The following is a 25,760-nucleotide window of genomic DNA, read 5'->3' as shown; positions in this document are numbered from 1 at the left end:
GTAAATAACCCCTTAAGTCAATTTTCTTGAGATCGCAATCGATCTAGATGATGAATAATCAATGAATTCACCACTTCTTTATTAAAATCAGGACAAAAACGTGGATAATCACGTTCAAGACCATAAGACCATTTTTCCAAACGTTCATGATCATATTCGATCATGTCTTCAAACAAGTAACCTTCCCCATAAGTTTCTTCACAATGAAGGCCAACTCCACCATCATAAAGTTCCCCTGAAGGCATGCGCAATGCAATGTGCCAGCACTCTTCATGGGATGTCATCATCACAAAAACAATATGCACTTTATCCTGAAAGCGGCCATTCCAAGCATCAAAAAATAATTTAGCAAACGCGCCACAAGGACCATAATTAATCCTTGGTGTTTCTTCATGAAATCCCAGCAATTGATTTATATCGTTTTTTAAATCATTTAAAACTGTAATTTCTTCTGCATTCACTCATCAACCCTCTAGCATTAAAGACATTTTTTGTGGCTAAAACACTTTATTTTAAGATAATTTATTGTATCAGATAAATTTCAATTCGTTCTTTACCTTTACCCACATTAGCCCTTTTTAACGTAATATAACCCACTTCAGCAGTTGATTTTACATGTGTTCCACCACAAGAAACCTTAGAAAATCCTTCGATTTCCCAATAACGTCTTTGACTCTTCTCATCAGAAAACCCAGTGCGAATAAGCATATCTTTTGCAATAATTTGATTGTATTCAAACAAAAGAGAGTCAAAGATATCCGAAATATTGTGCTGATGGCTAAAATCGATTCTAGCTTTATGTTCAGCAATATGCGCACCTATTTTTTCAATGGGAAGCATTCTTTGGACCAGTTCCAAGATTAATTCAGCAGCAAAATGAAGGCGCATTAATTTGTAGCGACGAACAAAGTCAATTTCCATAAGGACAACATCCCCTTCAGAAAGCCCATGCCCCGAAGGTAATGTATAATAAATCAAGTCATCTTCTATTTCAGAATGAGTAACCATCAAGCCATTCACGCGGACTGTATCACTTTCCTGACCACCAGAAAACGAAAAACCAATAGTCTCTGCAAAAAGTAGTCGACTCTCATTCACTGACATCACTTTAGTCATTAATTGGAGTTGATAGGGATTATCCCAAAATATTTTTCGCATAATTTATTCTCTAACCTTGACCACTATCCCATTGATTAGCTGTTTAAGCTCATCAGGAGATAATGAAAACACGGCATTGGGCGTTCCTGCTGCGGCCCAAAAAATTTCATGGCATAACAAATCTTCATCAATAAGAACAGTATCAATAACATTTTTATGGCCAACGGGAGGAACCCCACCAATCGCAAAACCAGTAGTTTCTCGTGTAAAATCTGCATCAGCCTTCCCAATAGGTTCATTGATGAGACTTTCAATCTCGCTCTCATTCACACGATTAACACCACTTGCTAATACCAATACCGGCTTGTTGGTTTTTTCAGTACAAAATAATAGTGACTTCACAATTTGAGCAACACTACATCCCAAGGTATCAGCGGCATCTTTTGCAGTGCGTGTACTTGAATCAAGTTCCTTGACCTCACACGATATCCCTTTTTGAGATAAAAAATCCTGTATGATTTGCGCGCTTTTACTTAAATTTTTACCTTTATTCATCATGATCATTCACCTATCATCGCCACAAAGAACACTTTCTAGTGAGTTCTGTCACTACGTCCCAATCCCCAAATAAAACAATGCCATAGTAAATCAGATCGTTTTCTTTAACCTGCCCCGTTCTTTCAATTTGCTCTTGATAGGTCCCAACTGTCATCGTATCGGTAAAATCATTAAAAAGAACATTTTTTTCTAAAGCATTCTGGCGTAATGTTCTAATTTTATTGGAGTTCTCACAAAGAATGATAAATGGTATCTCTGAGATATAAGGGTGAGAGCCTCCATCTGCATCTCGATAATTGGTTAAACGCAGTTCTTTTTCACCAATCACAGCGCCTAAACCAATACACATATGAGCAAGCGCATTCATCACTTTTCCTGGCTCAATACGCTTATTAAGCACCGCAACCAGTTTGTTTTTAAAAGGGTGTTCAACCATACAGTCCTCCACAATCTACTTCACAATTCGTGCGTTATAACGCATAATAAACCAGTATACACATGTGCGCTAAAACGCACAATCTTTTTTTAATAAGGAACATGATGCAAGAAATTTCAAAACGTATTGCAAAAACACTAAAATCATTAAGACAAGAGCGGGGTTGGAGCTTAGATAAAGCAGCGCTTGAAACGGGTGTTTCTAAAGCGATGCTTGGGCAAATTGAACGAGAAGAGTCAAGCCCAACAATTTCTACCTTATGGAAAATTGCAAGTGGCTTTCAAACGTCCTTTTCCTCATTTATTGAGGACAGTCTGGATAGTTCAACCAATCCTATTTATAGAACAGGACATGCTGAAACTTTGCATCCAGATGATGAAAAAATACGAGTACTTCCTCTGTTTCCTTTTGATGAACAGCTACATTTTGAATTGTTTGTTATTGAGTTATTGCCCGGATGCGAACATCTTTCACCTCCTCATAAACATGGAGTCATTGAGCATGTCATTGTTGTGGATGGACCCATTGATATTTTATTAGGCGGGTGTTGGAAAACACTTTCCAAAGGAGAAGGGCTTCGTTTTAATGCCAATCAACCGCATGGCTACCGGAATGCAACCAATGAACTATCGCGCATCCATGATATTATTCATTACCCACCTCAATAGGAGTTCCCTTAATCGATTATGGCACATCAAACAAAGGAGTTAATGCCATAGTTTTTAAGTCATGAAGCCACTCATTCCGTGGCTTTCCTCCTGGAGCTGTTTCTTCAAACCAGTTGTATTTACACCAGAGGTAGATATCTAAGCTTTTCATTTGCGAAAAATGATTCACTTCTTTTAATTCTTCTGAGCTCAATGGTCGGATTTGCCTATATCCTTCTATAAACCATTCAAATAGTGGTTTCCAAAGAGGCCATGGTTTATTACATAAATCCAAAAAAGGTTTGGCAATATCGGCAAGATACCAATGATAAACTGGCTCATCAAAATCAATCAGATGAACGCTCTCACCATCATAAAGCACATTTCCAGGACGATGGTCCCCATGGGTTAGGCCAAAATTAGATGAGTTGATTGAAAAAGTTTTGAAGCGTGTCGTAATCGTTTCATATAAATCCTGAATCAAGGACTCTTCTTGACGCGTATAATCCCAAGTCTCACGCCACAAATCTTCCCAAGTTAAAAAGTGATGCTTCTCTGCAACATAACTTTGCGAGGCTTGATGCAATAGCCCTAGCGCCCTTCCCCATGTCAGATAAGCTTTTTTATCCGAATAATCAAAATGCATGATTTGCCCTGGTACCTCCCGGCAAACATGAACAAAAAACTCCAAATCCTCTTGGTGTACCGTTTCGACATCATTTCCTGCTTGGGATACCACCGGTTCACAAATAGGAGTACCACACAAAAATAAATGTTTCTGAAAATCAATCGCACTCAAAAGCTCACGCGCTTTTCGTATTTTTTCATGGGTCATGCGCAGGAAAAAGCCTTGTCCATTAGATTCAAATCGATAAACACAGTTAATTTGATTATTGATAAGCTTAAGATGGGTAGGGTTTTTTACCCATTTTTTAGCAGCCTGATTTGCCGTTTTATCCGTAATTTTTTTTAATGTGGTCTCCCAAATCATGCTTAAATACCTTTGTTGTTTAGATAATCGGCTCTGGATAATCGATAAAGCACATGTCGTCTCAAGGGGCTATTGGGCTCCAATTTGGGATGATCAAAATCATCCTTGGTATTGTGTTGTAAACCAATTTTTTCCATAACACGTCTTGAGGCTAGATTATTCACTACTGTAAATGAAACTACTTCAGGAAGATTTAAAGAGGTAAATGCATAATGCAAAACCGCTTTTGCTCCTTCCGTAGCATAACCCTGATTCCAATGTGTTGAGGAAAGTCTCCAACCAATTTCAACAGCGGGGGTAAAGTGCGCTTCAAAAGAGGGAGTGATTAACCCTAAAAATCCTATCATTTCCCCTGTACTTTTCAGTTCAACAGCATACAAAGAAAATCCCTTCTCTTTATAATGTGTAACAATCCGCTCAATGCCTGCTTTTGTAGCACTCCTACTCCCTGTTCCTGGTAAAAATTGGCATACTTTTTTTGTCTTGATCAATAAGTGCCATCGGATCAAGATCAGCTTCCTGCCATGTGCGTAAAATCAGACGTGACGTTTCAAGAATGTTCATGAGCCCCTCTATAAGAAAGCATGTTTATCATGAGTAGGTAATTGGCGTCTTCACTGTATTGCGTGGGAACAAAACCAGCCTTTTGATAGCACGCAATGGCTTGCTCATTTCCAATTTGTGGATCAACCACAACGGCTTTAAATCTGTAGAGTTGTTTTGCAATAAAACGCCTTATAATTTGTCTACCCAACCCTACTCCACGACACGATGGCTCTGCAATAAAAAGGTCGATACCAGCCAATTGTTCAGGTGTAGCCTCGTCAAACAAGGAAGCATGATTTCCTGAAACTCCTTCGGGTAAATGGTCGGAAAGACAATAATATTGAATAAAACCAATTGGTTTTTGATTCAAAAAAATAATAAAACTCGGGACTGGATCCATGCCTTCAATGCGAGGTGCATACTTTGCATTAATATTTTCCAAAGAAAACTGTTGATTTCGTGCATAGCCTTGTTTCACTGTAGGCTCTGCAAACCAATGGGTCATTAAGTTTAAATCTTTATGACTCAATGGTTTAAATTCCAGATTCTGATTTTTACTGCCATAAATCAAGAAAGTCCAATCCAAAATACGACGCGCTGACTCCTCGGCTGAAAGGAGGCTCACATCTAAAGTCATTTCATACGGCTCTTTGCTAAAATAAACATCTTCTTCAAACAGTCTTTTTGCAATAAGCGCCTCATCTTGTGTTTTAAAATAGCCTTTTCGATCTGAGTTTTTTAAGCGTTTAACAAGCTCTGCACCATTACAAATCAATCGGATAGGAACAAACACAGCTTCCCGTTTTTGAGCAACGGTTTGTACTTGATTAAAAAATTCCTGATGCCAAGAGTTATTCGCTAAGAGCTCATAAGTAATGACAAAGCTCGTTTCTTTAGAACAAACCTCGGTCATAGTATAAAAAACCACATCACGAGCTTTGTTAAGCGCAGCCCATCCTTTATCATCAAGAGACCAAAATACTTGGGCATCATTCCCTAGGAGCTTTAGAATCGGATCGATCCAGGCATGGTGGTGCGCCAATCGAAACTGAGGATCCAATGTTGTAATTGCCTCGCCTATAGTTTTTTTACCGGTACCAGCAATACCCATCAAGAGTATTATCACATTCGTCGGCATCATTTATTAAAATCCTGTCACAATACTGTACTCTTCTTTATGTGTAAGCACACGCATCAAGTGCGCCACATCATATGGACTACGTAGCTCAATGAATTTCACTTTCGGATATTGGTTCTTTAAGACATTTAATAAAGGGTTAATCCGTTGTTCATAGTTCCACATATAACTTAATAGCGACCATCGAACCGTTTCATTGCAACCAGCTGCTCTATCATCAATTTCTGAAGCCTTATAAAACAAGCGCTTAAATACCCGCCAATAACATCGCCACTTGGGTAAATTAAAGTACAAGCACATGTCGGCTTCGCGATAACGTATCTCGAATGATTTACTGGAATTACCATCAATAATCCAGCAAGGCTTAGCGACTAATTCTTTTTGGAGTGACAAAAAATCCTCATATTCTCGCGGCACCCAATCGGCAATAAAAAAATATTTATCTAAATGGAACAATGGAATATTTAGGTTCTTTTGCAACATAACAGAAAAAGTGGACTTGCCACTTCCTGGTTTACCAATAATCATGATGCGTTGTAAGTTTATCATTTCATTCAGAGTTTAAATTACAGTTTTCTTTTCTTATAGATGCAAATGATTGTTGTATTCATCCGCTACACTATCTAAAACGTTAAGTAGTCTGTTCTTCACTTAACTGTTTCAGTACAGTTTTTATCGTGGCATGAGAAAAACCTCGACCACTTAAGAAACGAGCCAATTTTGTATTTATTGCCTCATCTGTCTCATTCTTAAATCCACGCATTTTTTTCCGAGCTTCATCTAGGGCGCGAACTTCTTCCAGTTCGATATGCTCTAAGATTTGCTCAATCACTTCGTCTTTAACGCCCTTTTGTTTTAATATTTGTTGAATAAAACGGTTTCCTTTATGGATATAACGGGCACTTAATGATTCAGCCAAACGATTATCATTAATTAAATGTAATTCCCGAAGGCGAACTATGGTTGCATGAATCTGAGCATCTAACTCAGGAACATGCGAAAAATCCCTCTCTAATTGCCTTATGAGCTCTTTTTCACTGCAATAATGATTGGAAAGATATTTTATTGCTGCATCGATAAGTGTATTCATACTAAAGTTCTACTATAAACCACAATTTTATTTTTGCTTTTGCCAAGACAACCTGATTTATTTAGAATACCATTATAACAGGAAAATATTGAGTCTTTTATGCCAAAAGAAGGAAAGGCCAGAGTCTTAAGTGAAGCGGAGTTTAAGCGACTGCTTATTGTTGCCAAAGATGGGCAATTCGCTATAAGAAATAGTGCCCTTGTGTATTGTTCTTTTGGACTTGGATTGCGAGTGAAAGAAATCGCCTCTCTCACGATTGCAGATGTAGCCGATTACAACTATCAATTACTTGAAGAGATTTGTTTGAAGCGCTCAATGACCAAAGGTGAAAAGCAACGTTACGCTTATCTTGCCAATGAAAAAATCCGCAAAGCACTCCAAGCTCATCTCGATACCCTAAAACATGTTGCACGAGACAAACCCTTATTTCAGACCCAACGTAAAAGTCGCTTTACACCCAATAGTTTGCAAAAATGGTTCAAGTCACTTTATGATAAAGCAGGAATCATTGGGGCAAGCTCCCATTCTGGTCGACGTACTTTCATTACCCGATTAATTGAACAAGGCGCGGATATTAAAGCTGTTTCTCGTCTTGCGGGTCATGCCAACATTGTTACTACCGCAATTTATGTTGAAGATAATCCTGATCGCCTAAAACGCATTGCTAATTTGGCTATTTTCTAAATGACGCTCTGGTTTATTACTTTACCCTGGTTACACTATTTGGATTTTACCTACAAAGAAGTCTACCATGAGGCACGCTTTGAGAAAGACAAACGCTATTATGTGCTTCGTCTAGAGAAAGATTTACTGGATGATTGGACAATCACCGCCATTAATGGAAGAATAAAATCTAAGTTGGGACAAAGAAGAACATTAGCTTTTTCAACGTACACAAATGCGTTTGCTCAATTCTTAAGCATGATAAAAATCCGTTATCAGCATAATTATCGACTTAAAACTTTGTATAGTGAAAATATTTTTTCCCTTCACAATATGCTGTTTCTTTTAATATCACAAAAATATACTAATAAAACCAATACCAAAAGGAAGAAAAAACCAAGGTCCGAATGGAGTCAAAATAACTGCTCCACGACTGTTCACAACAACTTATCTCATACAACAGCATTCCAACTTGACTTACTTTTTAATTTCTAAAAGAAAAGTGGTTATTAAATAATCAGATCGATTTAAGCACGCTTTAATAGTGATTAGAAAGAAGATGATCTTTTGCCACACTTTACCATTCGACGTAGTCCAATCGTCTCTTGAAAGTAAAATTTGGAGGTCGTTTTTTTCCGGTATACCAGTAAAATTATAACTACAGGCTCAAGGCAAACAACTTCTAATTTTTCCACATAGTTATCCACTAATTTTGTGAATAAAAAATAGCCCTACCCTTCCACCTTAAGATGGGCCATTAACCAATCTGCTTCCTCTAAAGAGTCAAAACTTATCACCACCCTACCTTTTCCTCCATCATTAAAATGCATGTTAACTTTTGATGAAAGTTTTTTCGACAATTGTGCCATCCAATCTTTCGTTTTTTGTTCAAATTGAGGATTTAGAAAAAACTCCTTTTTATCTTCTGGCCTATTTAAGCGCTGAACCAATTTTTCAGTTTCCCTAACAGATAAAGACTTACTGGTAATTATTTTTGCTGTTTCTACTTGTTGTACATTCGACAAACTTAATAAAGCCCTAGCATGTCCCATTTCTAATAATCCCGTTTTTAACATTTCTTTTACTTCATCTGTGAGAGTAAGCAATCTAAGAAGATTAGTAACCGTTGTTCGAGATCTACCTAAAGTTTCAGCAACTTCACCATGCGTCATGTAACACTCTTCTATTAATCGCTGTATAGCTTGCGCTTCTTCCAATGAGTTTAAATCTTCTCTTTGAATATTTTCAATTAAAGATACTGCCATCCCATTTGCTTTATTGTATTTTCTAATGATTGCAGGGATTTTTTCTAATCCAACTATTTTAGCTGCGCGCCAACGCCGTTCACCTGCAATAATTTGATATTCATTCCTATTATGATCTATTTCTTTGACAAGAATAGGCTGTATAATCCCATGCTGCCGAATTGATGAAGCCAATTCTTCTAGTGAAGCATCGCTAAAAAACTTTCTAGCCTGATTTTGATCTGGATAAATTTTTGATAAACACAGATCAATTGCTTCCAAGGACTGGAGCTCATTCTTTAGATTGATTGGTTCAAAGGCCGGAAATTTCATATTAAACCGCCTCCATTTTAATTGGCTTCTCTAAATAATGTTGCTTTAATTTTTCTTGGGCTTCTAGAACAAATTTCTGCATGTTTTTAACATGCTCTTGGTTATCTCCAGCTTTAGTATATCCTGATAGTTTTTCCCAATGATTGAGTTCTGCCTGTAAAGCGAATAATTTCTTTTCCCACTCAGCTTCATCATTAGATGCTTTTTCTTGAGAAACTTCTGGCTTAGGTTCTTCCTTAAATTTATAATCGTGTTTTAAGGCACTAATAAAATATGGAATAGGATAAAAACCTGTCCGCTCTTTTTTTGCATATTTCTTGGTATAGTTAATCTTCTCTTGAATATACTCTTCTGAGTAGTTATTTATAATATTTTCTAATATTGACTCATTTAATATGCCAAAAGTTGATTTTATTTCTTTATGTATCTGCTCATTTTCACGATCAATACAGCTGACTTCTGATATTATTGTATTTTTTTTGTTCTTGACTAGCACCTCAAATCCAGTAATTTTTCTACCAACTCTTATTGGATCCAAGCTAACAGCAAAATTAGCTCGATCATTAACCTCTTCTAATGAGGGCGAAATGACATTTCTTGTAAGTTCCCGCATACTTGAATATTTATCTTCAGGAACTCCTAAAATTTTTCTAAATGTATCTAATGAAATAATTTTATTTTTTTGTAAGTTAATAAACCGTGTACTATTTTCATAAAGAGCATGACCATATTTCGATTCAAATTCAGATTGCAGATCAACGTCGATAGTACCGTATATAGATGGATTAACTAGTAAATCAAGCATGATTTTATGAAAAGAAAAATTGATGGTATTATCTTGATAGAACGTAGGCGCACCATGTAAAACTCGTAAATTTAAAAACGAGATATCTGTAGGTACCTTATCTTTCAATAAATTCCATTCTATTTTTAATGATGCCAACCCATCAATGGACTCTTTTAGATATTGGGTATTATTACTATTAAACTTGACTGCTTTTAACAGCTTAGAAAAAGGCATATTACATTCGACAGCGACCGAATTTTGATGGTTATTTATGCGACCATCTCCTTTTATTGCTTCATACAAAAGCACATTGACAATTTTCCGTTGCAATACACTCATTAAAGAGTATGCATGAATAATTGTTACATGTTTACGTATTGTTTTTTCAGCGAACATTACCCATTCCGTTTGGCCTTTTTTCTTATTTTTTCCTCATCATTCTACTCAAAATAGCAGCGCGTATTATGGCAGTTTGAGGGCCTCTTATATCAGGATATTCCTTTACAACTTCATTTCTCATATCAGAAAAAAAACATCGTTGCTTAAATGTCATATAAATTTTATCAAATACGAAATTTTCACTATTCCCTTCTGCATTGAGTACCATTTCTTTGTAATCAGGATTTTCCTTTAACATTATGATGGCTTCGTTTACCCAATCAGTTTTCTTTTTTAAATTATATTTTTCAGAATTTAACAGAATTTCTCTGAGTGACTCTTTAATTTCTTTATTAATAGTAAATGTAATAATTTTCTTATCGTCTTCATTATTATTGAGTTTCAGCTTATTCATTTTAATCACACTTCCTGAGCAATTAGAGGAATTATTTTTTTAAAGCACTCCTCAACTGACTTACCATTATTCCATTGGACATTATTGCTTAACATATTCATTTGCTCGACGATGCTCTCGTGTAGAATGTTGCTTGAAACTAAGGCATCAAAGATAATTTTGGCAATATTGGGTTTTACCTTACCTAAACTAACATTTAATTGTTTACGTCCTCTTATTTCTTTTTTTGTAACTAACGAAAATTCAAGTTCTTTTTTTAGCTTTACAATTGCATCAAAGGATAGATTTTCTATGGCTGCCTTTAAGAGAACTTGTTGATGTTCTGCGTTTTCAACTGAAATAATTAATTCAATTAATTTTACATTCTCTATTTTTCCTTCAGCAATCGCCTGCTTTATCTCTGGACTAGCTTGCAAAATCAGAATATATCTTCGAGATTGTGTTATAGACATTCCCGTTAAATCACTTAATACTTTTGATGTTATTTTCTCGCTATCACTTTTTTCTTTATTTTCGTTTAAATACTCTTTAACAATAGCCTCAATACTCGCAACTCTTTCAGCCAGAGATAAGTCTACACGCTCATTATTCTCAATCCACTGTAGAACTCTTAACTTTGAACCAACAGGTCGTTGACTTGCAATTCTTGCTATAATTTCCTTTTTACCGGCAATCGCTGAGGCCAAGGTTCTACGTTCACCAGCGATTAAACGACATTTGTTCCCAAATCTGTATACAAATATGGGGTTAATTAACTGATCATCTAGTATAGTTTTTGCTAATGACTCAAGCGATTTCCAATCATTTTTCTTTTTTGTATATTCAGGATCAGAGGGATCTATTCCATTTATTGCATCATGAAGTGTTAGTGCTAGTTCACGATTGTTTTCCGGATCAAGTTCTATTTTATCTAAGGACAATACTTCTATTGACAGTTCCCCAGCATAATCATTGGCAATTGCCAGTGTTCTTGATATGGCATCCTTTGTCTCTCCAGTTTTAACTGAATTCAGTTTGAATTTACTAACCATAGGAAGCCTCCTTTTCTTCTATTTTGTTGTATACATTATGAAATACCCTGTCATATACATAAGAGCACCATTTCTCACTTTCAATTCTAGCGAGATGTGTTTGTGGTAGGTTAAATACACAATTAGGTTTTGCATCCTCTACTACCAATTCTGAATAAATGGTTCTTTGGGCTATAGGAGGTAATAACCATTCTTCTGATTTTTCTATTGAACGCAAATCATTAAGGAACTTAGTATGTACTGCTGTTTTACGAACTTGGTTAGGTAAAATTCCCGCTATTTTAATAGTATCGTCTTTCACTCTTCTAAGTTGCTCTTGTGAAATTGCTTGGATCATGCCTATGGTTCCATTAATACCATATTGTTCAAGTTCAGTTGGCAATAGTCCATGAGTTGCTGCTCGCAACCCTGCCATTGTTAGTGGGCCAAACTGTGGATTCGTATCAATAATAACAAATTGGTAATCACTGTGGGTTGATAGCATTTCGGTAAATTCTTTAAGACGATTTATAACCTTTTCTTTTACATCAACTTTTAGAACACGTTGTGCATCTTCCAGTAATGAAGCAAAAGAAGGAAAACAATGTAAATTGTCAACCCATGTTGGATATGGATAAATAGATTTACCTATGAATATATCTGCAATACTACTAACTCCATCCCAATGAGGATCATCTTCTGGTAAGTTGTTTGGATCCCACTCTGGATGTGCTTTAGGCATGTAACCAGTTGGGTGAGCTGGATCTCTTGTAGTTGGAATTAAGCTAGATGAAGAGTTGCCTTGTGGGTCTAAATCGATAAAGGCCCCTTTCATGTTTTTACATTTAGCTAGATATTGTGCAAGAGTGAGAGCAATAGTTGATTTGCCAATCCCTCCTTTGTTTCCGGCTGTTGTAATTACTTTCATCCATCCCCCTTTGCAATAAGGTGCTTTGTACTATTTTTTTAGACTAACTTTATTGAAACAAATTTGCAAGCGGTAATTTGTACTATTCATCTTAATTCTAAAAAAAGGAATATATATATCTTTTTTCTTCTATTCATAAGTTCATTAAATAAAAAACATCCTAACCATATGATTTTAAACGATTTATATAAGAGCTATTGTGTATTTATTTGGGATTGATAGTGTAGGTTTATGAGTTTTTGTGTGTAGTAATATGGGGATTAATGGGGCTTAAAATTTTATGTGTAGCTTTATGGGAGGTCATGGTGTAGGTATATGGTAATGGTGTAGCTTTATGGGGTGCTTTTTGCTTTTATCCACATTTTCTAATGTCGGAAACTTCTGACAGATACTGGATTTTGGGTAACTCGATTTTTACTCTAGTAACTTTAAAATTTTGATTAGTATCTCGCATTGTGAATTTTTGTAAAATAATTATTCCAACGTTTTGTGCGCGTTTATACTAACCGCCCAACCATCAAATAGATGTGTTTATCTTGAAGACTGAGTAATATTGCAAAAGTTACATTAAATTATACTTTTTGCATTTTTACGAGTAAGTTATTGACTTATTTTGATAATATCCTAAATTCGAGAATGGATATAAGATAATGTTATTTTCATGTTTTAGATATCATTTTTAATTGTAATAAATTACTATTCTATAAATGGAGCATCTCATTATCTGATGAATGACGGCTCCTTTAGTAAGCTAAATGTCAAAAATAAAAGAACTGTTTTCCCATCTGTGCCAGTGTATATGATTAATTCATATTTAGAATATTGATTGTTAAGCAATATATGTGGGTAATATTAGTCTTCGTATAGAGTTATCTGTTTTATCTATCTTTACCCATGGCGAAGAATATATTGTTTGGCTGAGATTTGTGTTTTTGATTAAGTGGACAAATCTTTTTTATAGCTATGCGCTTATTATCAAGATAAATGGTTGTGTCGTTTGTTATTTTTCAATAACCTATTTAACAATAGTCCTATATCTCTCAGGGCATTATATTAAATCTTTTATTTTGATGGAATAGATGGATTTCTCTACTAAATTTATTCTCCTAATTTAAGCAGGCTTTTTAATGTTGACGCAATGGCTATTACATTAATCCTAGAAAAAGCAGTTCAATCGTAACGTGAGGCTTTAGTGTGCTAAATTTTAAAGGGTTTGTGATGCTCTTAATTGTCTTTGATATTTTTTTGTTTTGGGCCGTTTGAATTTTATTAAATTTAATCCTGGATCTGTTTTAATGGCACTTTAAATTTCACGGGACCACTGTTATGGATTATCGATTTAATAAATTGTCCCCGGGGGATAATATCGTTAACTCATTGATTATAAATAATAAAAATATAATTAATTCTTTAATTAACGGTTGTGGAATGGTGTAGATTTATGAGAAAGAAAATTCTAGAGTAAATTGAAGAAGATTAACAAGAAAGGATTCTAACTTAATCGGAAAAACATAAACCTCAATAACTTAAGTGATTAAATATAAAATTTGGGAGGAAAAAACTTGAAGAATCATTTATTATACAGGGCGACATCCATGTTAATTATTTTTTCTTAACAGCAATACATTAAGGGTCTGAAATATTGGCAACTTATCATGGGTGATGCAATTGTGGCTGTAACGTAGAGGAATTACTATATGACTATTATTGATGCAAGACCTACCTGTTTTTATCATCCGATAAAAGTCATTTTTTTAGATGATAACCGAGCATTTTTGGATGCGTTAGATTTAGAATTTGGCCAAAAGTTTAATATACTAACACTTACAAGCTCAGATATGGCTTTTCATCTTATTGATAACGATTGTCAAGATATCACCCAATCAATTTTCAAATTAATGAATGATGTGAATTTAGATACTACTAATGATCGAGTTATTGGCTTTGATGTTAGTAAAATGTTAAATCAGCTTTATCATAAAGCAAGGTTTGAGAATGCACCATTGTTAGTTGTGGACTATCAAATGCCCGGTATTAACGGAATTGAATTTTGCAAGAAAATTAAAGAGAAAAAAATCTTTAAAATTATGCTAACGGCTGAAGCAGATAAAGATACTGCGATAAAAGCTTTCAATCACGGTTTAATTGATAAATTTATACTCAAGACAAGTGAAAATCTATATCCAGAAATTACATTAGCTGTGGATGACCTAACTCAGCGCTATTTCAGAGAGTTAACAAAAAATATAGTTAATGCGTATGAAAACTCCATTAATAATTTATTTGATAATGAATTATATCAAAAATTATTTGCTAGTGTTCTAATACAAGCACAGGCTGTTGAGTATTATCTAGTTGATAACTCAGGTAGTTTTTTATTTCTTGACAAAGACGCCAAACCTACATGGCTTATCCTTAGACACGTAAAAGAGCTTTCAGAGCAATTAGATTTAATGCGGGGATATGAGCTACCCGAACAGACCATGGCCGCTGTTACAAAAAAAGAGAAAATATTATTCTTGTTATCAGAAAAAGAATATAAAAAACCAATAGCTGAGTGGATTAACTATTTATTTGATGCGCAAAAGCTAGATAACAATTACTACTACAGTATTACCAAAGATCATTTAACTGATTCTATAGATTGGGGAAGGGTGGTTTCATATTCCTCATATCTAGCAGAGAGATAATTTGTCACAATTATTCATTAAAAAGAGATAAAAAATAATTTTCAATCTTTGAAGTTTGCTCACGTATAGCGCTCATAGAATATAAAAATTTTTCCATCTGCTTTTGGTTAATATCGACGGTATCCATTGACTGTGAAATTGTATTCATGAAACTCGAAGCAGATTTTGTCATGCTGTTGATGATAACAATTGAGTTTAAAAAATCGTGTTTTAATTTATCTTTATCCGTAGAGTTCATGTTGAATTCCCGTGTGCAAATTGAAAAGGTGGCTCTTTACCAACAATTGTTTTAATCCATGGCACTTGGCGAAATCGATCTCGCGAATGGCCAGTGGCAAGATGAACGTCAATAAACCCCTTATCAAAAAGGAGTTTTGCGCAATCCTCGCCTCTAACATTGTTTCCTAGATCTGAGTCAATATAAATAAGAGTATTCTTACAATAATTATTTATTTCATTTACGAACTCATCAAATGACGAATAGGTTGAAATACTTTGTCCAGCCTCTTCAGCCGCAAAGATCCAAGTCATTCGCATCATTTCATCATCATCAATAAAAACCACCGTATTTATAAGTTCTTTCTCTGGAGTCTCAAGAATTTTAATATAAGGTACATAAGATTTTGGTATGATTTTAACGCCAATATTTTCACATCGATTTCGTATAGCAATATCTTCAAAGCAACTGGTAACTAAAATAGCTTTACCATTTAAATTAAGCTCTTCAATCACATCTAAACCATTTTTAATATCAGCGAGCAACTCATAATCCACTAAATATAATATTGGAGTTTCTGGATCAACTTTATACTGAACTAAGTCGATCGCGTTATAAAAATGAAACATTTTAACGTGTGAAATATTTGAAAACCGTTCATTCCATGCGTCATGGATGGATATATCGTCATCTAATACGACAATATTAGTACCATACCTAATATTCATTGAGTCACAGAACCAACTAGGGGGGTTAGACCTAATTAGAGTGATATGAATTTTTGTCCCAACTTTTTCTTCAGAGTGAATATGCATTGAACCATTGATCTGCTCTAAATATTGTTTAGCATAAGATAAACCAAAACCAGCTCCAGTTTTCTTATTAAAGCTAAATCCTTGCTCTGTAACCTTTGGCAAGATATCGGGAGGAATGCCGCAGCCATTATCTTCAATAATAATTTCGACATGCGTAGTATTGCATGTTAGAGAGATAATAATAGATCCATTAGAATTAACTGCCTCAATACCATTATTAATGAGATTAGATAGAACGCGCTTAAAAGAATCAGGGTGTATCTTAGAAAAACAATTATATGAGTGGTCGGACCCAAGTAAGTTGATTTGGATTTTGGTTGCGTAATATTCATATCTTTTTTCTGCAACGATATTATCTAAAACTACAAATATTAATTCTGGAGAATTATTCATATATATTTCACTACTTTTACAGTCAAGCAAATTATTTTTAGATTGTAAGAGTAGGTTATTAGCAATATCATTGATTCTTTTAGCTGCATTTCTGATCATAATGCGTTTATTTTCAGGAATCGATGTTACATCTGATACTGCGGTGTTTATTGCCGCTAATGGTGATCGGATATCGTGAGCAACAAGCTCAGCAATATTTTTTCTTACCTCGTAATAGGCTTTTTCTTTCTGTAAATTGATTATTTCTCGATGTTCATCAATAAATTTATTAGCAATTTGTCTATATTCATTAATTTCAACTTTTGCAAAATCAACAGCATTATTAGTTTGATGTGATGAAATAAAATCAAGCAAGTATTCGGTATTGTTTGCTATTTTTTTTCTCATAGAAAGGAATAGAAATAAGAAATTAAAAAGAAATATTCCAAGTACGATCAATAAAATTAACAAAAGCCCATAGGACATTGGCAAAGTATAGATAGAATTATATTGCTTACTTGCAACCACCGAGCCCAATATCTTTTCATCATTTTTAATTAATGTTATACCAGAAATTTGCCCATTATCTTTTTTGCATAGAAGGTAATTATTTTTGCTGTTTTCTTCGCAAGTACCTACATCTTCAATTTTATTTTTTAAAGGAACAAATTTTATTGAGTCTAGTTTGCGTTCATTACCTAAATTGTATAGGACTAAATCAAGAGCATCCTTATTATTAAGAAGCTGATATCTACCAATTTCATCAGTGGTAAATGAGTCATTAATAATTAAATTTCTGGAAAAGACACTCATCTGATTATGAAAATAATCTTTTGCAAGCATGAGTATAAATCCAAAAATAATAAATTGGATAAGAGCAGAATATGCCATTTTCTTGATAAAAATTGCTTTGATTGAAGAGCTTTTATTTTTCATAAGCATATCCATTGCTATTAACTGATAAAATAACGTAATTGGTCGATCGATAAAATTGACCATTATTTAAATAAGCCCCGGTAATGCCAATATAATCAGTACTTAATATGCTGTTTGTATTGACGATACCGGTTCTATTCAATGCTTTCAAAATAATCTTCATCGAATCATAAGTGTATGCTGCCAATACAGTGGGTTTTTCATGGAATTTTTGAATATAAATATTTTCAAATTTAGTTAAAGCATCATAGGGCTGTATAAAATCTAAATTGCGGATAAAATGAGAGTGAATTACTTTATCATTTAGTCGCATAAAAAATGTTTGACTAACTGAAGAACCAAAGTTTTCTGTGCCAATAAAAACAGTGCTATGGTTATTCATAATATTGGCAATTTTTGCTGATGCTATTGCACCTGACAATAAAAAAACATATTGATATTTTCGTTCATTCAAAAAAATTCTCAATTTTCCCTCTATATCGCTGTCATTTTCTAGAAAATCGAATGTAGAATATTGTACGTGTTCTTTTTTTAGAATGCTGGAATACACTTCCTTATACTTTAGCATCTCATCACGGTTAATTTCTGTTATAAGCAACACGTTGTTTATATTTTTATAGCGCTCATGTAAGTAGCTCATCATTTTTTCAGCTTGGTAATTATAGCTTGGCATAAAGATAAAAATATTCTTAGGTAATTGATCAGAGTTGGTGGTGCTAGCGTAGGAAGTAAAAATAGGAATGGTGTCATTTTTCTGTTCTTTTACAGCTAATAACAAGTCTGATAGATATTCAAACCCAATAATTGCAGAGCAAGAGTCATTTACCATTTGATTATAAATATGCATTGGCTCCAATGGTCTGTTATTATAAAAATAACTCTTAATCACAACTTTGTTAGAGAGATCATTTTCTTCTTTGGCAAGATATGCTGCATTTAAAAAAGACTGACCATATGATTTTAAATTTTCTACAATCCTACCGGTCAAACATATTTTAATTTTAGATTGTGCGTGAACAACGGGGGATATTAGTATAGAAAACAATAAGATGATTGCCTTAGAGCTATTTAATAAATTCATTTAAAAGCTCACTAAAACGATCATTCTCTTCTAGATGTGGGTAGTGAGAAGATTTATTGAAAGTTATAATTTCATGAATGTTCGACAATGCTATTTGGTGTCCGTTCATGACAAAATCGTGAAAACCATTTATCCATAATTTACGTATTTTAAGCTCATTAATATTAACAGAAAAATTGGCTTCTTTTGAATAAAGATCTTTTCTTACACTGATAAACGTGTTCATATCCAATGGTAGATTGATCTTTTTCTGTGCATTTTTAACCAAATTATAATAGTCTAAATTGGCCCAATATAAATAAGGTCTGTCTTTATTTTCTTGGAAAACTGGAGTTAATTGTTCTGATAGTTCCCAGATTTTATTAAGGTCAAGATTATTAATTTCATTATATATTTTGTTATATAGCTCTAAATTACTTTTTTTCAGATAGGATAGGTCTAGCATTAAATTATTCAAACGAGGTGTTAGTATTGATTGAGCGGTAGAAACAAAAACACCAGGGATGGTTGACTCATAATTTTTGTAGTAATCAAAAAGAAGTTTTGCACCATAACTATGTCCAATCAAAGCATGGATGTTAAGATTAAAATGGTCATCAAGGTATAGAATTATTTTTTGCAAATCATTTATATTATCTTGCTGTAATACTAACTTTTTAATTTTATTAGATTTACCGCAATTTCGTTGATCATACAGAATAATATTGCACTCGAGAGAATTAAATAAATTATGATGATCAATAAGATACTCTATGGTTCCACAATTGAGACCAGGGCCACCATGAATGAAAAGAGCATAAGGTAGACTCGAGCTTTTAGTAAATCTGATTATATAAAATTCTTGATGTGGCAAAATATCTTTTTTGTAAGCTTTCATTAGTAATTATTTTCTCGAAATATTCTGCGGATCCATACAATTGGGGCTGCAAATTTAATGGCGGTATTTTTTATTTCTTTTTTCACTAATGTAGTTTTTTCATTTAAACAAACTAAGTCATAGCGAGCTGGTTCTTGTCCATGCCTTAAGATCCTGACAAATACTTCATCATTGTCTGCAATAATAATACAATCTTTGCCAATGGCACTCTCAATGTTGTTGACTATTATACCGCCAACATAATTCCCAGGGTATAAGAGAGGGATCATGCCATCATCTTTTATAACGGTGTCAATAGAGTGTTGTAGTTCTCTGAATAGTAGTAATTCTTTAGCTATGTGGCTTTCGTCACCCTCTTGGATATCTAAATCTTTTGTGATTTTTGTGGCATTTTTACCAATGCCATGCATTAACCATGATTCTGTGCAATAAATATTTAACTCTTTAGCTCGTTTAACGATTTTTACAGCCCCCTGCTGGGATAAACCTCCTCCCCATGCTAATTCCCATCCTTTTAATGATTGAGCAGTAAAATTAGAATCGCGACAAAAATCTTCTCGTGTAAAAGACAGGAGATGCTCGCGTATGAATCTTATTCTCTTGCCCCGAGACTCGGGGGATGAAACATTGTCTATTACAGGATTGCTCATATTTAAATAATTCAGTCAGGTGCATGTTTATTCTATGATATACCAAAATGGTTAATAAATCTTCGTAAGAATTTACCAAAAAAATAGTATAAAAAACATCAAAATACAATGCGTTATAGCATATTAGGTATGGCAAATCATTATAAATTTACCTTAATGGTAAAAAAATTATTGTAATTTTTACCATTGGCTGATAGTCTTATCTAATAAATTAGATAAATAAAAGGATTTGTTGATGAAGTTTGATGTTGAGTTATACATTAATGCTAGGAAACAAATAGAAAAAAAGTTTCAATTATTACCCTATGGTCCTAGATTAATTATTTATGAACTATTAAATCTTGCAAATCCTCTTACGGGAATTGTATCTGACATTAGTTATCGTGATCTATCAAGATCCTTAGAGATTAAAACCGCTCCAGGTCGAATCAACAGTGGTGTTCCATCTAAGCAAACCATCAGAAATTTCATAAAGTCTATAGAACATGAGTGTAGCGAATACTTTCAAGTTATAACTGAAGGGCAAAATTTAAAATTTATATTCCCAGAGGTCCCTAAGATCTATAATCAATTGATTATAAAGAAAGAAGTTAACACAGATCTTAATTCACCTAAATCCCTTATAGATTCTGATAGAGAAGGAGATTCAGAGGGAAAATCTAACATAGAAGTTAACAGAGAAGCTAACACACTAAAGAGCTCTGCAAAGAATATTAATATATTTAATATAACTAACTCAAACAAACAAACTCAAACTGCGGGCAATGATTTTTCTTGCAACAAAAAGCAAATTAGCGATGACTTTTACCCAAACACAAAAACCATCGAAATGGCATTTTCCATGGGACTAACCAAAGTCACTGACAAAGAAGAAATTCAGGCGTTTATCAAGCACAACAAGAAACATAACACTCTATGGGCTGACTTTAATCCAGTATTCATTAACTGGCTGGATCGAGATGCCCAATACATGAAAAAACAACTACAAAAGGCACAAGGACAATTAAGGAGTCATCACAATGAGCGTGGTACCAATCAAAGCACTCTTAACCAAACAGCACTTGAACGAGTCAGCGAGCATCATGGCATTTCAAGCGACTCACTCTGGGACACCTCAGGCAGTGAACTCAACTCCGGTGCATTTATCGAAGGAACACTTGTCCAGCCTCTGGATGAAACTGACTGCAATATACGGGCAACTTTTTATCAGTAAGCATGGAGTGAAAGATACAGGAGTTTGGTTTGCTGCACTTAAAGATTTAACTCCAAAAGCATTAGACAGTGGTGTGGAGCGATTAATGACATTGAGTAAAGGTGACAAGTTTTGTGAATTTCCACCCAACTGCCTGCAGTTTCGTGCTTTATGTCTTGGCTTTTATAGTGATTTACGCCTGCCTTCTGCTGCCGAGGCACATAGGGAAGTTTTAAACAGCGCCTATTCAGCGAACCCAAATTGGAGTCACGCAGTGGTTAAATTTACGGCTAAAAGACTAGGGCTTAAATTTCTGGAAATTGATAATGAAGGCCATTCTTTTGCAGTATTTAAAGAGGCATATGAACAGGTATGTCATTTAATGAGACAAGGACACCAGATCCCGGAAATTAAAGAGAAGGTGCTGTGCGCTTTGCCTCAATCAAAAGACATTGCAACAACACACCTTGCGAAAATTCGCCAGTTATTGGGAGTTGCATGATGAAACAAATTCCATGTTTAAAACTGTTTACAAAGGAAGAGCTGTACTGTCTTTTAAACGCCTGCTCTGAGTCATTAGCTCTAGCCTATCAGGAAATCCCTGAATGCGATTTCTGGCACATTGCAATGGAGGCACGATTGGCATGCGAAGCGCTTCGATTCGAGATTGATTCACAAAAAAAAGAATATTCAATTCACTAACCAATAAAAGGAACACAGCATGTTAATACTTACACGTAGAATAGGCGAAACCGTACTAATCAATGATGACATTTATATCACCGTGCTCGGTGTTAAGGGTAATCAAGTCCGCTTAGGGTTCGATGCACCACAAGATGTAATTATTCACCGTCAGGAAATACATCAAAAAATTAAAAAAGAACAATCTCTGTTTTTAAATACGCCTGGTCAGAGGAAGGAACCACGGGGCGTACAGACTCATTAACCAACCAAATCACCATACTAACGAGTTAAGGGAATAAAATGAAACCATGCATTAACCAGATACAAAAGGCAATTACCACTTTAGCTTTAACTGGATCTTTTGCCCTATTGGTGAGCTGTGCTGCAACATCAACAGTGATCGAACATCGCAACTTAGAAACAGATACAAAACTCAGCCAAACGATTTTTCTTGATCCTGTAGCTCAAAGTCAAAAAACGATTTACATCACGGTTAAGAATACTTCTCAAGAGTCATTATCCATTGATAAGTCACTAAAGCAGGCATTAGAAGAACATGGCTATAAAGTGGTTGGAAATCCATCCAAAGCCCATTACCTGCTGCAGGCCAATATTCTTAAGGTTGGAAAAATGAGCGTGTCTGCAAGCCAATCCGCGCTAGGTGGTGGGTATGGTAGTGCATTGGCAGGGGCAGCAACAGGAACTGCACTGGGTGCATTAAGCGGTCATTCAAGCACCATGATTGGTGCAGGTATAGGTGGAGGAATTATTGGTTTGGCTGCAGATTCTCTAGTCAAGGCAGTGAATTACACGATGATTACCGATGTACAAATTTCTGAACGCGTTGGAAAAGGTACCGTTCATGAGCAGTTTAATTCCAACCTTCAAAATGGCACTGCATCTGGAACCACCCAGACATTGAGCAAACACAGTGATTACCAACGCTATAGAACGCGGTTGGTATCCAATGCCGATAAAGTCAATCTGAGTTTTGCAGAAGCACGACCAGCACTAGAACAAGGTCTGGTAAAAACATTAGCGGGCATTTTTTGATGCAGCCTGATTAGAGTTTCATGAAAAAAAGTGCATAGGATTTAAAAAACAATAATGAGTTAAAGAGGGAATAGTAATGAGAATCAATGTAATAGCAGGACTTATCATCACCGCACTGGGTTCACCTTGTGCTGTTGCAACCAGTTCGAATCACTACGATTTAGAAAGACGAATTTTTGATACGTCTTATCAACTAAACCAGATTGCCAAAGAAAACAACTCCGATTTATGTTCTGGAGATGTCGCAATTGCAGCAGCCTATCTGGAATCTGCAGGAGCCCAATTGCAACATCATAAAAAGGATGGGGCGCTGGTTTCCATGGCCTATGGACACAATGAATTAAAAGAAATCAGCAATGTAAGAAGCTACTGTACACATTTATCACCGAAGGTAAAACCCTATCTTGCACGAGTTATTGTGATGAAAAGTGAACTTGAGAACATCAACATGCCAGAAACAGACCAAACATCGGACTAATTTTAAAAGCTTAAGTTCATAACAAAAATAAAAGGAGCGCTTAATGAACCTAATTAAAACACTCATGCTGTCGATGACCCTCATCGTTGTGAGTGGAGTTATTCACGCAGAGCCCACAACACTGCCTGAAAAAAACTTTAAGATTAATCAGAATCTGACTGCCGTTTCAACTGAAAATGATGAACAGGATGTCGAATATTTTAAACGCATTCTTTCCGGTGGGGCGCTTTTTACGTTTTTGCTATCAATGGACAAGGAAGTTCCTGACTTATCCAAAACAGTTGAGTATGTGGCTTTGTTCAAAAAACTGGATTCTGCAAATCACCTACTGACGCAAATTTTAGTTGAACTTAAAAAGAACAACCACCTATTAAGTCAAAGCATGCTCGATAAAGGAGTAACCATGAATGGATAAACGCTCTTTTTAAAACCACAAAAACACGATTCATTAAATAAAAAGAATAAAAAATGAGCACAAATTAGGGCTCAGGGGATTTTTTTAACCAAAAAAAGGAGAATGTGATGAAATACAGAACAGCAATGAACGATTTGAGCCTTAAAGGATATCTCTATGCCAGGCAACTGCTCCCGTTTTTAATGATTGGTTTGGCGCTGCTGTGCCTGATGCCAGACTCCTGTTTTGCTGCTGAGAATCGGCTTTCTGGATTAAAAGAGGAAGTAAAGGCAACCTTTGGAGCGGATTCAGATCTCCCTTATTTTCTTTTGTTAGCAGAAGGGCTTGCAGGGGCTTATGCCTACATCAAAACCAAAAATATCGCAGTCCTTGCGGGTGTTCCTGTATTGATGGTGTTCACTCACTGGGCATTGAAATAATGGCTCGTAACTACCAAACATTCATGCTCTCTGATGAGCCTAAAATTGCGGGTATTCCTGTTACCACAGGCCTGCCCATTTTTTTACTCACGGGAATTGGGCTTTTAACAGGACTTGCCTATCAGCTTTTTATGATAGGCGCAGCCCTAAGCGTTGCGATGCATATCAAGTATGGCGGACTACCTCTGCGGAGTCTGTTTGCCATCGTGTATTGGTCGCTGCCTCACAGGTTAACGTCTCTGTTATTTCGAGCTTTGCCCGATTCTGCCAACCGAATTTATATCAGGTGATTTAATGGATACTTCATTTCGTGATAATGCGATTGCAAAAAACAGACTGTTATTCAAGCTGACTCTGATTTGGGCGCTATCGAGTACGTTTGCAGTTATTGTTCTTTGCGCCTTAAATTTTTATACCTTACTGCATAAGCAGGTTCACTGGCTTCCAGTGTGTACTGGTCTAGAGTTTAGCATTGGCGATAAAGGCTATTCACCCGAATACCTGAAAGAAATGACGCAGAAAGCTGCTGACTTACGCCTGACCTACAATCCTGAGACCATTGATGCGCGTTACACCATGCTGTCTCATCTGATTCCAGCGAAATATCAGGAATCGTTTTCCAAACTATTGGATGCCGAGCGCAAAACAGTACATGACAAAAATGTAAGCTCAGTTTTTTACGCTGAAAAAGTATCCGTGGATGTCTCTAAGAATCAAGGTCAAATCGAAGGGCAATTGTATCGCACAAGCCATGGGCTTCAATTAAAGCCACAACACAAAATGTATCGAGTGCAGTTTTCACATCAATCAGGCCTTTTAAATCTTGTGTCCATTCAGGAGATACACCATGACTAACTCAATTTATGATCAAGCTAAAAAAACCATTCTTCTTATAAGTTGTTTGTGCTCAGGAATTGTTTGTGCAAGCACTCCTCCTTCGGTCATCGCTTTTGAAGAAGGAGAGCAGTTTAATCTGACCTTATCGAGTATTAACTTTAATCGTGTGTTTATTGAAGGGGAATCGATCACTAAATTAAGTTACCCAGAGCATGCTATTACAGTCGATAAAAGTGAGATGGATAATCCTGAAAGCACGGATTCTTCGGTGTATATAAAGCCCAATTTTCAAGTTCCCATTACCCTGTTCCTAACTACAGATAAAGGACATCACGTATCACTTACCCTGACACCTGATGAATCGGTTGGAAAAACCTTAAGGCTTGTGCCGCGCGCTCAAACAAAATTGAAATTTGTAAAACTGGATACCCCTGATGCCAGTGAAGTAGATGAAGCAATCGCTGCCATGAAAGCAGGGGAGACGCCTAAAGAATTTAATGAGAAACGAATTACTCCACGTTCTTTTTACATTAAAAAGGGCATCAAGGTAACCCTGGAAAAGCAATATCAGGGTAAGCGTTTCGCAGGCTATGTCTATCGGTTAGAAAATACATCAAATCATGAGCTAGCGCTTACAACCGCCTTATTTGCCCATAAGGACGCAGAATCCCTGTCATTAAGTGATGAGGCGCTCCCACCTAAAAAAATCGCTTACTTATATGGGTTATACAGCAATCAGGGATAAACCAGGAGGTGCCTAAAATGAGTTGGAAGGAGAGTAG

General features: G+C 35.4%; 33 protein-coding genes and 1 pseudogene. 15 read left to right on the top strand and 19 right to left on the bottom strand.

Annotated features, from left to right (window positions below):
- Window positions 1-17: 17 nt before the first annotated feature.
- The 4 genes from BU07_RS0100400 to BU07_RS0100385 form a co-directional block, all read right to left on the bottom strand.
- Window positions 18-461 carry a hypothetical protein gene (locus tag BU07_RS0100400; RefSeq protein ID WP_031562534.1) on the bottom strand — a complete coding sequence of 148 codons (444 nt, stop codon included), beginning with the start codon at window positions 459-461 and terminating at the stop codon, window positions 18-20.
- 61 nt (window positions 462-522) lie between these two features.
- Complete coding sequence (locus BU07_RS0100395) at window positions 523-1,158, bottom strand: alanyl-tRNA editing protein (RefSeq protein WP_031562532.1); 636 nt, start codon at window positions 1,156-1,158, stop codon at window positions 523-525.
- A 3-nt stretch (window positions 1,159-1,161) separates the two neighbouring features.
- Window positions 1,162-1,653 (bottom strand): YbaK/EbsC family protein, encoded by a 492-nt coding sequence (locus tag BU07_RS0100390; RefSeq protein ID WP_031562530.1) that lies wholly within the window; start codon window positions 1,651-1,653, stop codon window positions 1,162-1,164.
- Between the two features lie 16 nt (window positions 1,654-1,669).
- Window positions 1,670-2,092: a DUF2000 domain-containing protein gene (locus BU07_RS0100385; protein ID WP_031562527.1), complete on the bottom strand. Its 423-nt coding sequence runs from the start codon at window positions 2,090-2,092 to the stop codon at window positions 1,670-1,672.
- A gap of 104 nt (window positions 2,093-2,196) precedes the next feature.
- Between BU07_RS0100385 and BU07_RS0100380 the strand changes: the two genes are divergently transcribed.
- Window positions 2,197-2,760 carry a helix-turn-helix domain-containing protein gene (locus BU07_RS0100380; RefSeq protein WP_031562526.1) on the top strand — a complete coding sequence of 188 codons (564 nt, stop codon included), beginning with the start codon at window positions 2,197-2,199 and terminating at the stop codon, window positions 2,758-2,760.
- A 16-nt stretch (window positions 2,761-2,776) separates the two neighbouring features.
- On the opposite strand, the gene BU07_RS0100375 is transcribed toward BU07_RS0100380, so the two are convergent.
- The 5 genes and pseudogenes from BU07_RS0100375 to BU07_RS0100355 form a co-directional block, all read right to left on the bottom strand.
- Window positions 2,777-3,730, bottom strand: coding sequence for a phosphotransferase enzyme family protein (locus tag BU07_RS0100375; RefSeq protein ID WP_031562524.1), 954 nt, complete (start codon window positions 3,728-3,730; stop codon window positions 2,777-2,779).
- Window positions 3,731-3,732: 2 nt separating this feature from the next.
- Window positions 3,733-4,294: pseudogene (locus BU07_RS16575) on the bottom strand (GNAT family N-acetyltransferase).
- Entirely contained in the window at window positions 4,281-5,417 is a 1,137-nt protein-coding gene (locus tag BU07_RS17115) for a GNAT family N-acetyltransferase (protein ID WP_031562522.1), read from the bottom strand. The pseudogene BU07_RS16575 and the gene BU07_RS17115 overlap by 14 nt, the downstream one beginning before the upstream one ends.
- Before the next feature lie 3 nt (window positions 5,418-5,420).
- Window positions 5,421-5,963 carry a P-loop NTPase family protein gene (locus tag BU07_RS0100360; RefSeq protein ID WP_031562519.1) on the bottom strand — a complete coding sequence of 181 codons (543 nt, stop codon included), beginning with the start codon at window positions 5,961-5,963 and terminating at the stop codon, window positions 5,421-5,423.
- An 82-nt stretch (window positions 5,964-6,045) separates the two neighbouring features.
- The gene (locus BU07_RS0100355; protein ID WP_031562517.1) at window positions 6,046-6,504 is read right to left on the bottom strand and encodes a regulatory protein RecX; all 459 of its coding nucleotides are present in this window, start codon (window positions 6,502-6,504) and stop codon (window positions 6,046-6,048) included.
- 99 nt (window positions 6,505-6,603) lie between these two features.
- Here BU07_RS0100355 and BU07_RS0100350 point away from each other — a divergent pair, with 99 nt between their 5' ends.
- Both BU07_RS0100350 and BU07_RS0100345 read left to right on the top strand, forming a co-directional pair.
- Window positions 6,604-7,188, top strand: a complete 585-nt coding sequence (locus BU07_RS0100350) for a tyrosine-type recombinase/integrase (protein ID WP_014845023.1) — start codon at window positions 6,604-6,606, stop codon at window positions 7,186-7,188.
- Window positions 7,189-7,662 (top strand): hypothetical protein, encoded by a 474-nt coding sequence (locus BU07_RS0100345; protein WP_031562515.1) that lies wholly within the window; start codon window positions 7,189-7,191, stop codon window positions 7,660-7,662.
- Window positions 7,663-7,898: 236 nt separating this feature from the next.
- Here BU07_RS0100345 and BU07_RS0100340 read toward each other — a convergent pair whose 3' ends face one another.
- Genes BU07_RS0100340 through BU07_RS0100320 form a run of 5 tightly spaced genes read right to left on the bottom strand, consistent with a single transcriptional unit; the run spans window position 7,899 to window position 12,262 of the window.
- Window positions 7,899-8,693 (bottom strand): ParB/RepB/Spo0J family partition protein, encoded by a 795-nt coding sequence (locus BU07_RS0100340; protein WP_242601924.1) that lies wholly within the window; start codon window positions 8,691-8,693, stop codon window positions 7,899-7,901.
- Between the two features lie 52 nt (window positions 8,694-8,745).
- Window positions 8,746-9,927, bottom strand: coding sequence for a replication initiation protein (locus tag BU07_RS0100335; protein ID WP_031562510.1), 1,182 nt, complete (start codon window positions 9,925-9,927; stop codon window positions 8,746-8,748).
- 25 nt (window positions 9,928-9,952) lie between these two features.
- Entirely contained in the window at window positions 9,953-10,324 is a 372-nt protein-coding gene (locus BU07_RS0100330; RefSeq protein WP_010655311.1) for a hypothetical protein, read from the bottom strand.
- A gap of 5 nt (window positions 10,325-10,329) precedes the next feature.
- Window positions 10,330-11,355, bottom strand: a complete 1,026-nt coding sequence (locus tag BU07_RS0100325; RefSeq protein WP_014845018.1) for a ParB/RepB/Spo0J family partition protein — start codon at window positions 11,353-11,355, stop codon at window positions 10,330-10,332.
- Window positions 11,348-12,262 (bottom strand): ParA family protein, encoded by a 915-nt coding sequence (locus tag BU07_RS0100320; protein WP_010655313.1) that lies wholly within the window; start codon window positions 12,260-12,262, stop codon window positions 11,348-11,350. Before BU07_RS0100320 ends, BU07_RS0100325 begins: the two co-directional genes overlap by 8 nt.
- Before the next feature lie 1,697 nt (window positions 12,263-13,959).
- Between BU07_RS0100320 and BU07_RS0100315 the strand changes: the two genes are divergently transcribed.
- Window positions 13,960-14,952 (top strand): response regulator, encoded by a 993-nt coding sequence (locus tag BU07_RS0100315; RefSeq protein ID WP_031562507.1) that lies wholly within the window; start codon window positions 13,960-13,962, stop codon window positions 14,950-14,952.
- Between the two features lie 10 nt (window positions 14,953-14,962).
- Here the strand turns inward: BU07_RS0100315 and BU07_RS0100310 are convergent, their stop codons facing one another.
- The 5 genes from BU07_RS0100310 to BU07_RS0100290 are packed head-to-tail and all read right to left on the bottom strand — an operon-like array spanning window position 14,963 to window position 19,900.
- A complete protein-coding gene (locus BU07_RS0100310) occupies window positions 14,963-15,190 on the bottom strand; it encodes a hypothetical protein (protein WP_019350432.1) in 228 nt (75 codons plus the stop codon).
- Window positions 15,187-17,292, bottom strand: coding sequence for a sensor histidine kinase (locus BU07_RS0100305; RefSeq protein ID WP_035898863.1), 2,106 nt, complete (start codon window positions 17,290-17,292; stop codon window positions 15,187-15,189). The genes BU07_RS0100310 and BU07_RS0100305 overlap by 4 nt, the downstream gene beginning before the upstream one ends.
- Window positions 17,282-18,373, bottom strand: coding sequence for an ABC transporter substrate-binding protein (locus BU07_RS0100300; protein ID WP_031562502.1), 1,092 nt, complete (start codon window positions 18,371-18,373; stop codon window positions 17,282-17,284). The genes BU07_RS0100305 and BU07_RS0100300 overlap by 11 nt, the downstream gene beginning before the upstream one ends.
- Entirely contained in the window at window positions 18,357-19,250 is an 894-nt protein-coding gene (locus BU07_RS0100295; RefSeq protein ID WP_031562500.1) for an alpha/beta fold hydrolase, read from the bottom strand. Before BU07_RS0100295 ends, BU07_RS0100300 begins: the two co-directional genes overlap by 17 nt.
- The gene (locus BU07_RS0100290) at window positions 19,250-19,900 is read right to left on the bottom strand and encodes a helix-turn-helix domain-containing protein (protein WP_014845160.1); all 651 of its coding nucleotides are present in this window, start codon (window positions 19,898-19,900) and stop codon (window positions 19,250-19,252) included. The genes BU07_RS0100295 and BU07_RS0100290 overlap by 1 nt, the downstream gene beginning before the upstream one ends.
- A gap of 235 nt (window positions 19,901-20,135) precedes the next feature.
- On the opposite strand from BU07_RS0100290, the gene BU07_RS0100285 reads away from it, so the two are divergent.
- From BU07_RS0100285 to traK, 11 genes are all read left to right on the top strand, one after another.
- Entirely contained in the window at window positions 20,136-21,113 is a 978-nt protein-coding gene (locus BU07_RS0100285) for a hypothetical protein (RefSeq protein WP_031562498.1), read from the top strand.
- A 7-nt stretch (window positions 21,114-21,120) separates the two neighbouring features.
- Complete coding sequence (locus tag BU07_RS0100280; RefSeq protein ID WP_242601925.1) at window positions 21,121-21,594, top strand: hypothetical protein; 474 nt, start codon at window positions 21,121-21,123, stop codon at window positions 21,592-21,594.
- Window positions 21,591-21,794, top strand: a complete 204-nt coding sequence (locus tag BU07_RS0100275; RefSeq protein WP_014845157.1) for a hypothetical protein — start codon at window positions 21,591-21,593, stop codon at window positions 21,792-21,794. Before BU07_RS0100280 ends, BU07_RS0100275 begins: the two co-directional genes overlap by 4 nt.
- A gap of 19 nt (window positions 21,795-21,813) precedes the next feature.
- Window positions 21,814-22,038 (top strand): carbon storage regulator CsrA, encoded by a 225-nt coding sequence (csrA, locus tag BU07_RS0100270; RefSeq protein ID WP_031562492.1) that lies wholly within the window; start codon window positions 21,814-21,816, stop codon window positions 22,036-22,038.
- Window positions 22,039-22,076: 38 nt separating this feature from the next.
- Window positions 22,077-22,829 carry a complement resistance protein TraT gene (locus tag BU07_RS0100265; RefSeq protein WP_031562490.1) on the top strand — a complete coding sequence of 251 codons (753 nt, stop codon included), beginning with the start codon at window positions 22,077-22,079 and terminating at the stop codon, window positions 22,827-22,829.
- Between the two features lie 76 nt (window positions 22,830-22,905).
- Window positions 22,906-23,307 carry a hypothetical protein gene (locus BU07_RS0100260; RefSeq protein ID WP_031562489.1) on the top strand — a complete coding sequence of 134 codons (402 nt, stop codon included), beginning with the start codon at window positions 22,906-22,908 and terminating at the stop codon, window positions 23,305-23,307.
- Between the two features lie 43 nt (window positions 23,308-23,350).
- The gene (locus BU07_RS0100255) at window positions 23,351-23,722 is read left to right on the top strand and encodes a hypothetical protein (protein ID WP_031562487.1); all 372 of its coding nucleotides are present in this window, start codon (window positions 23,351-23,353) and stop codon (window positions 23,720-23,722) included.
- Between the two features lie 107 nt (window positions 23,723-23,829).
- Window positions 23,830-24,141, top strand: a complete 312-nt coding sequence (locus BU07_RS0100250; protein ID WP_031562484.1) for a type IV conjugative transfer system pilin TraA — start codon at window positions 23,830-23,832, stop codon at window positions 24,139-24,141.
- A complete protein-coding gene (traL, locus tag BU07_RS0100245) occupies window positions 24,141-24,431 on the top strand; it encodes a type IV conjugative transfer system protein TraL (RefSeq protein WP_021460416.1) in 291 nt (96 codons plus the stop codon). Before BU07_RS0100250 ends, traL begins: the two co-directional genes overlap by 1 nt.
- Window positions 24,432-24,435: 4 nt before the next feature.
- Window positions 24,436-24,996 (top strand): TraE/TraK family type IV conjugative transfer system protein, encoded by a 561-nt coding sequence (locus tag BU07_RS0100240; RefSeq protein ID WP_031562481.1) that lies wholly within the window; start codon window positions 24,436-24,438, stop codon window positions 24,994-24,996.
- Window positions 24,989-25,723, top strand: a complete 735-nt coding sequence (traK, locus tag BU07_RS0100235; protein ID WP_051635421.1) for a type-F conjugative transfer system secretin TraK — start codon at window positions 24,989-24,991, stop codon at window positions 25,721-25,723. The genes BU07_RS0100240 and traK overlap by 8 nt, the downstream gene beginning before the upstream one ends.
- Window positions 25,724-25,760 lie beyond the last annotated feature (37 nt).

Source organism: Legionella wadsworthii DSM 21896 = ATCC 33877 (assembly GCF_000701265.1).
GTDB lineage: Bacteria > Pseudomonadota > Gammaproteobacteria > Legionellales > Legionellaceae > Legionella > Legionella wadsworthii.
The sequence above is the reverse complement of the archived record's forward strand: the minus strand, read 5'-3'. Positions and strand labels throughout refer to the sequence as shown.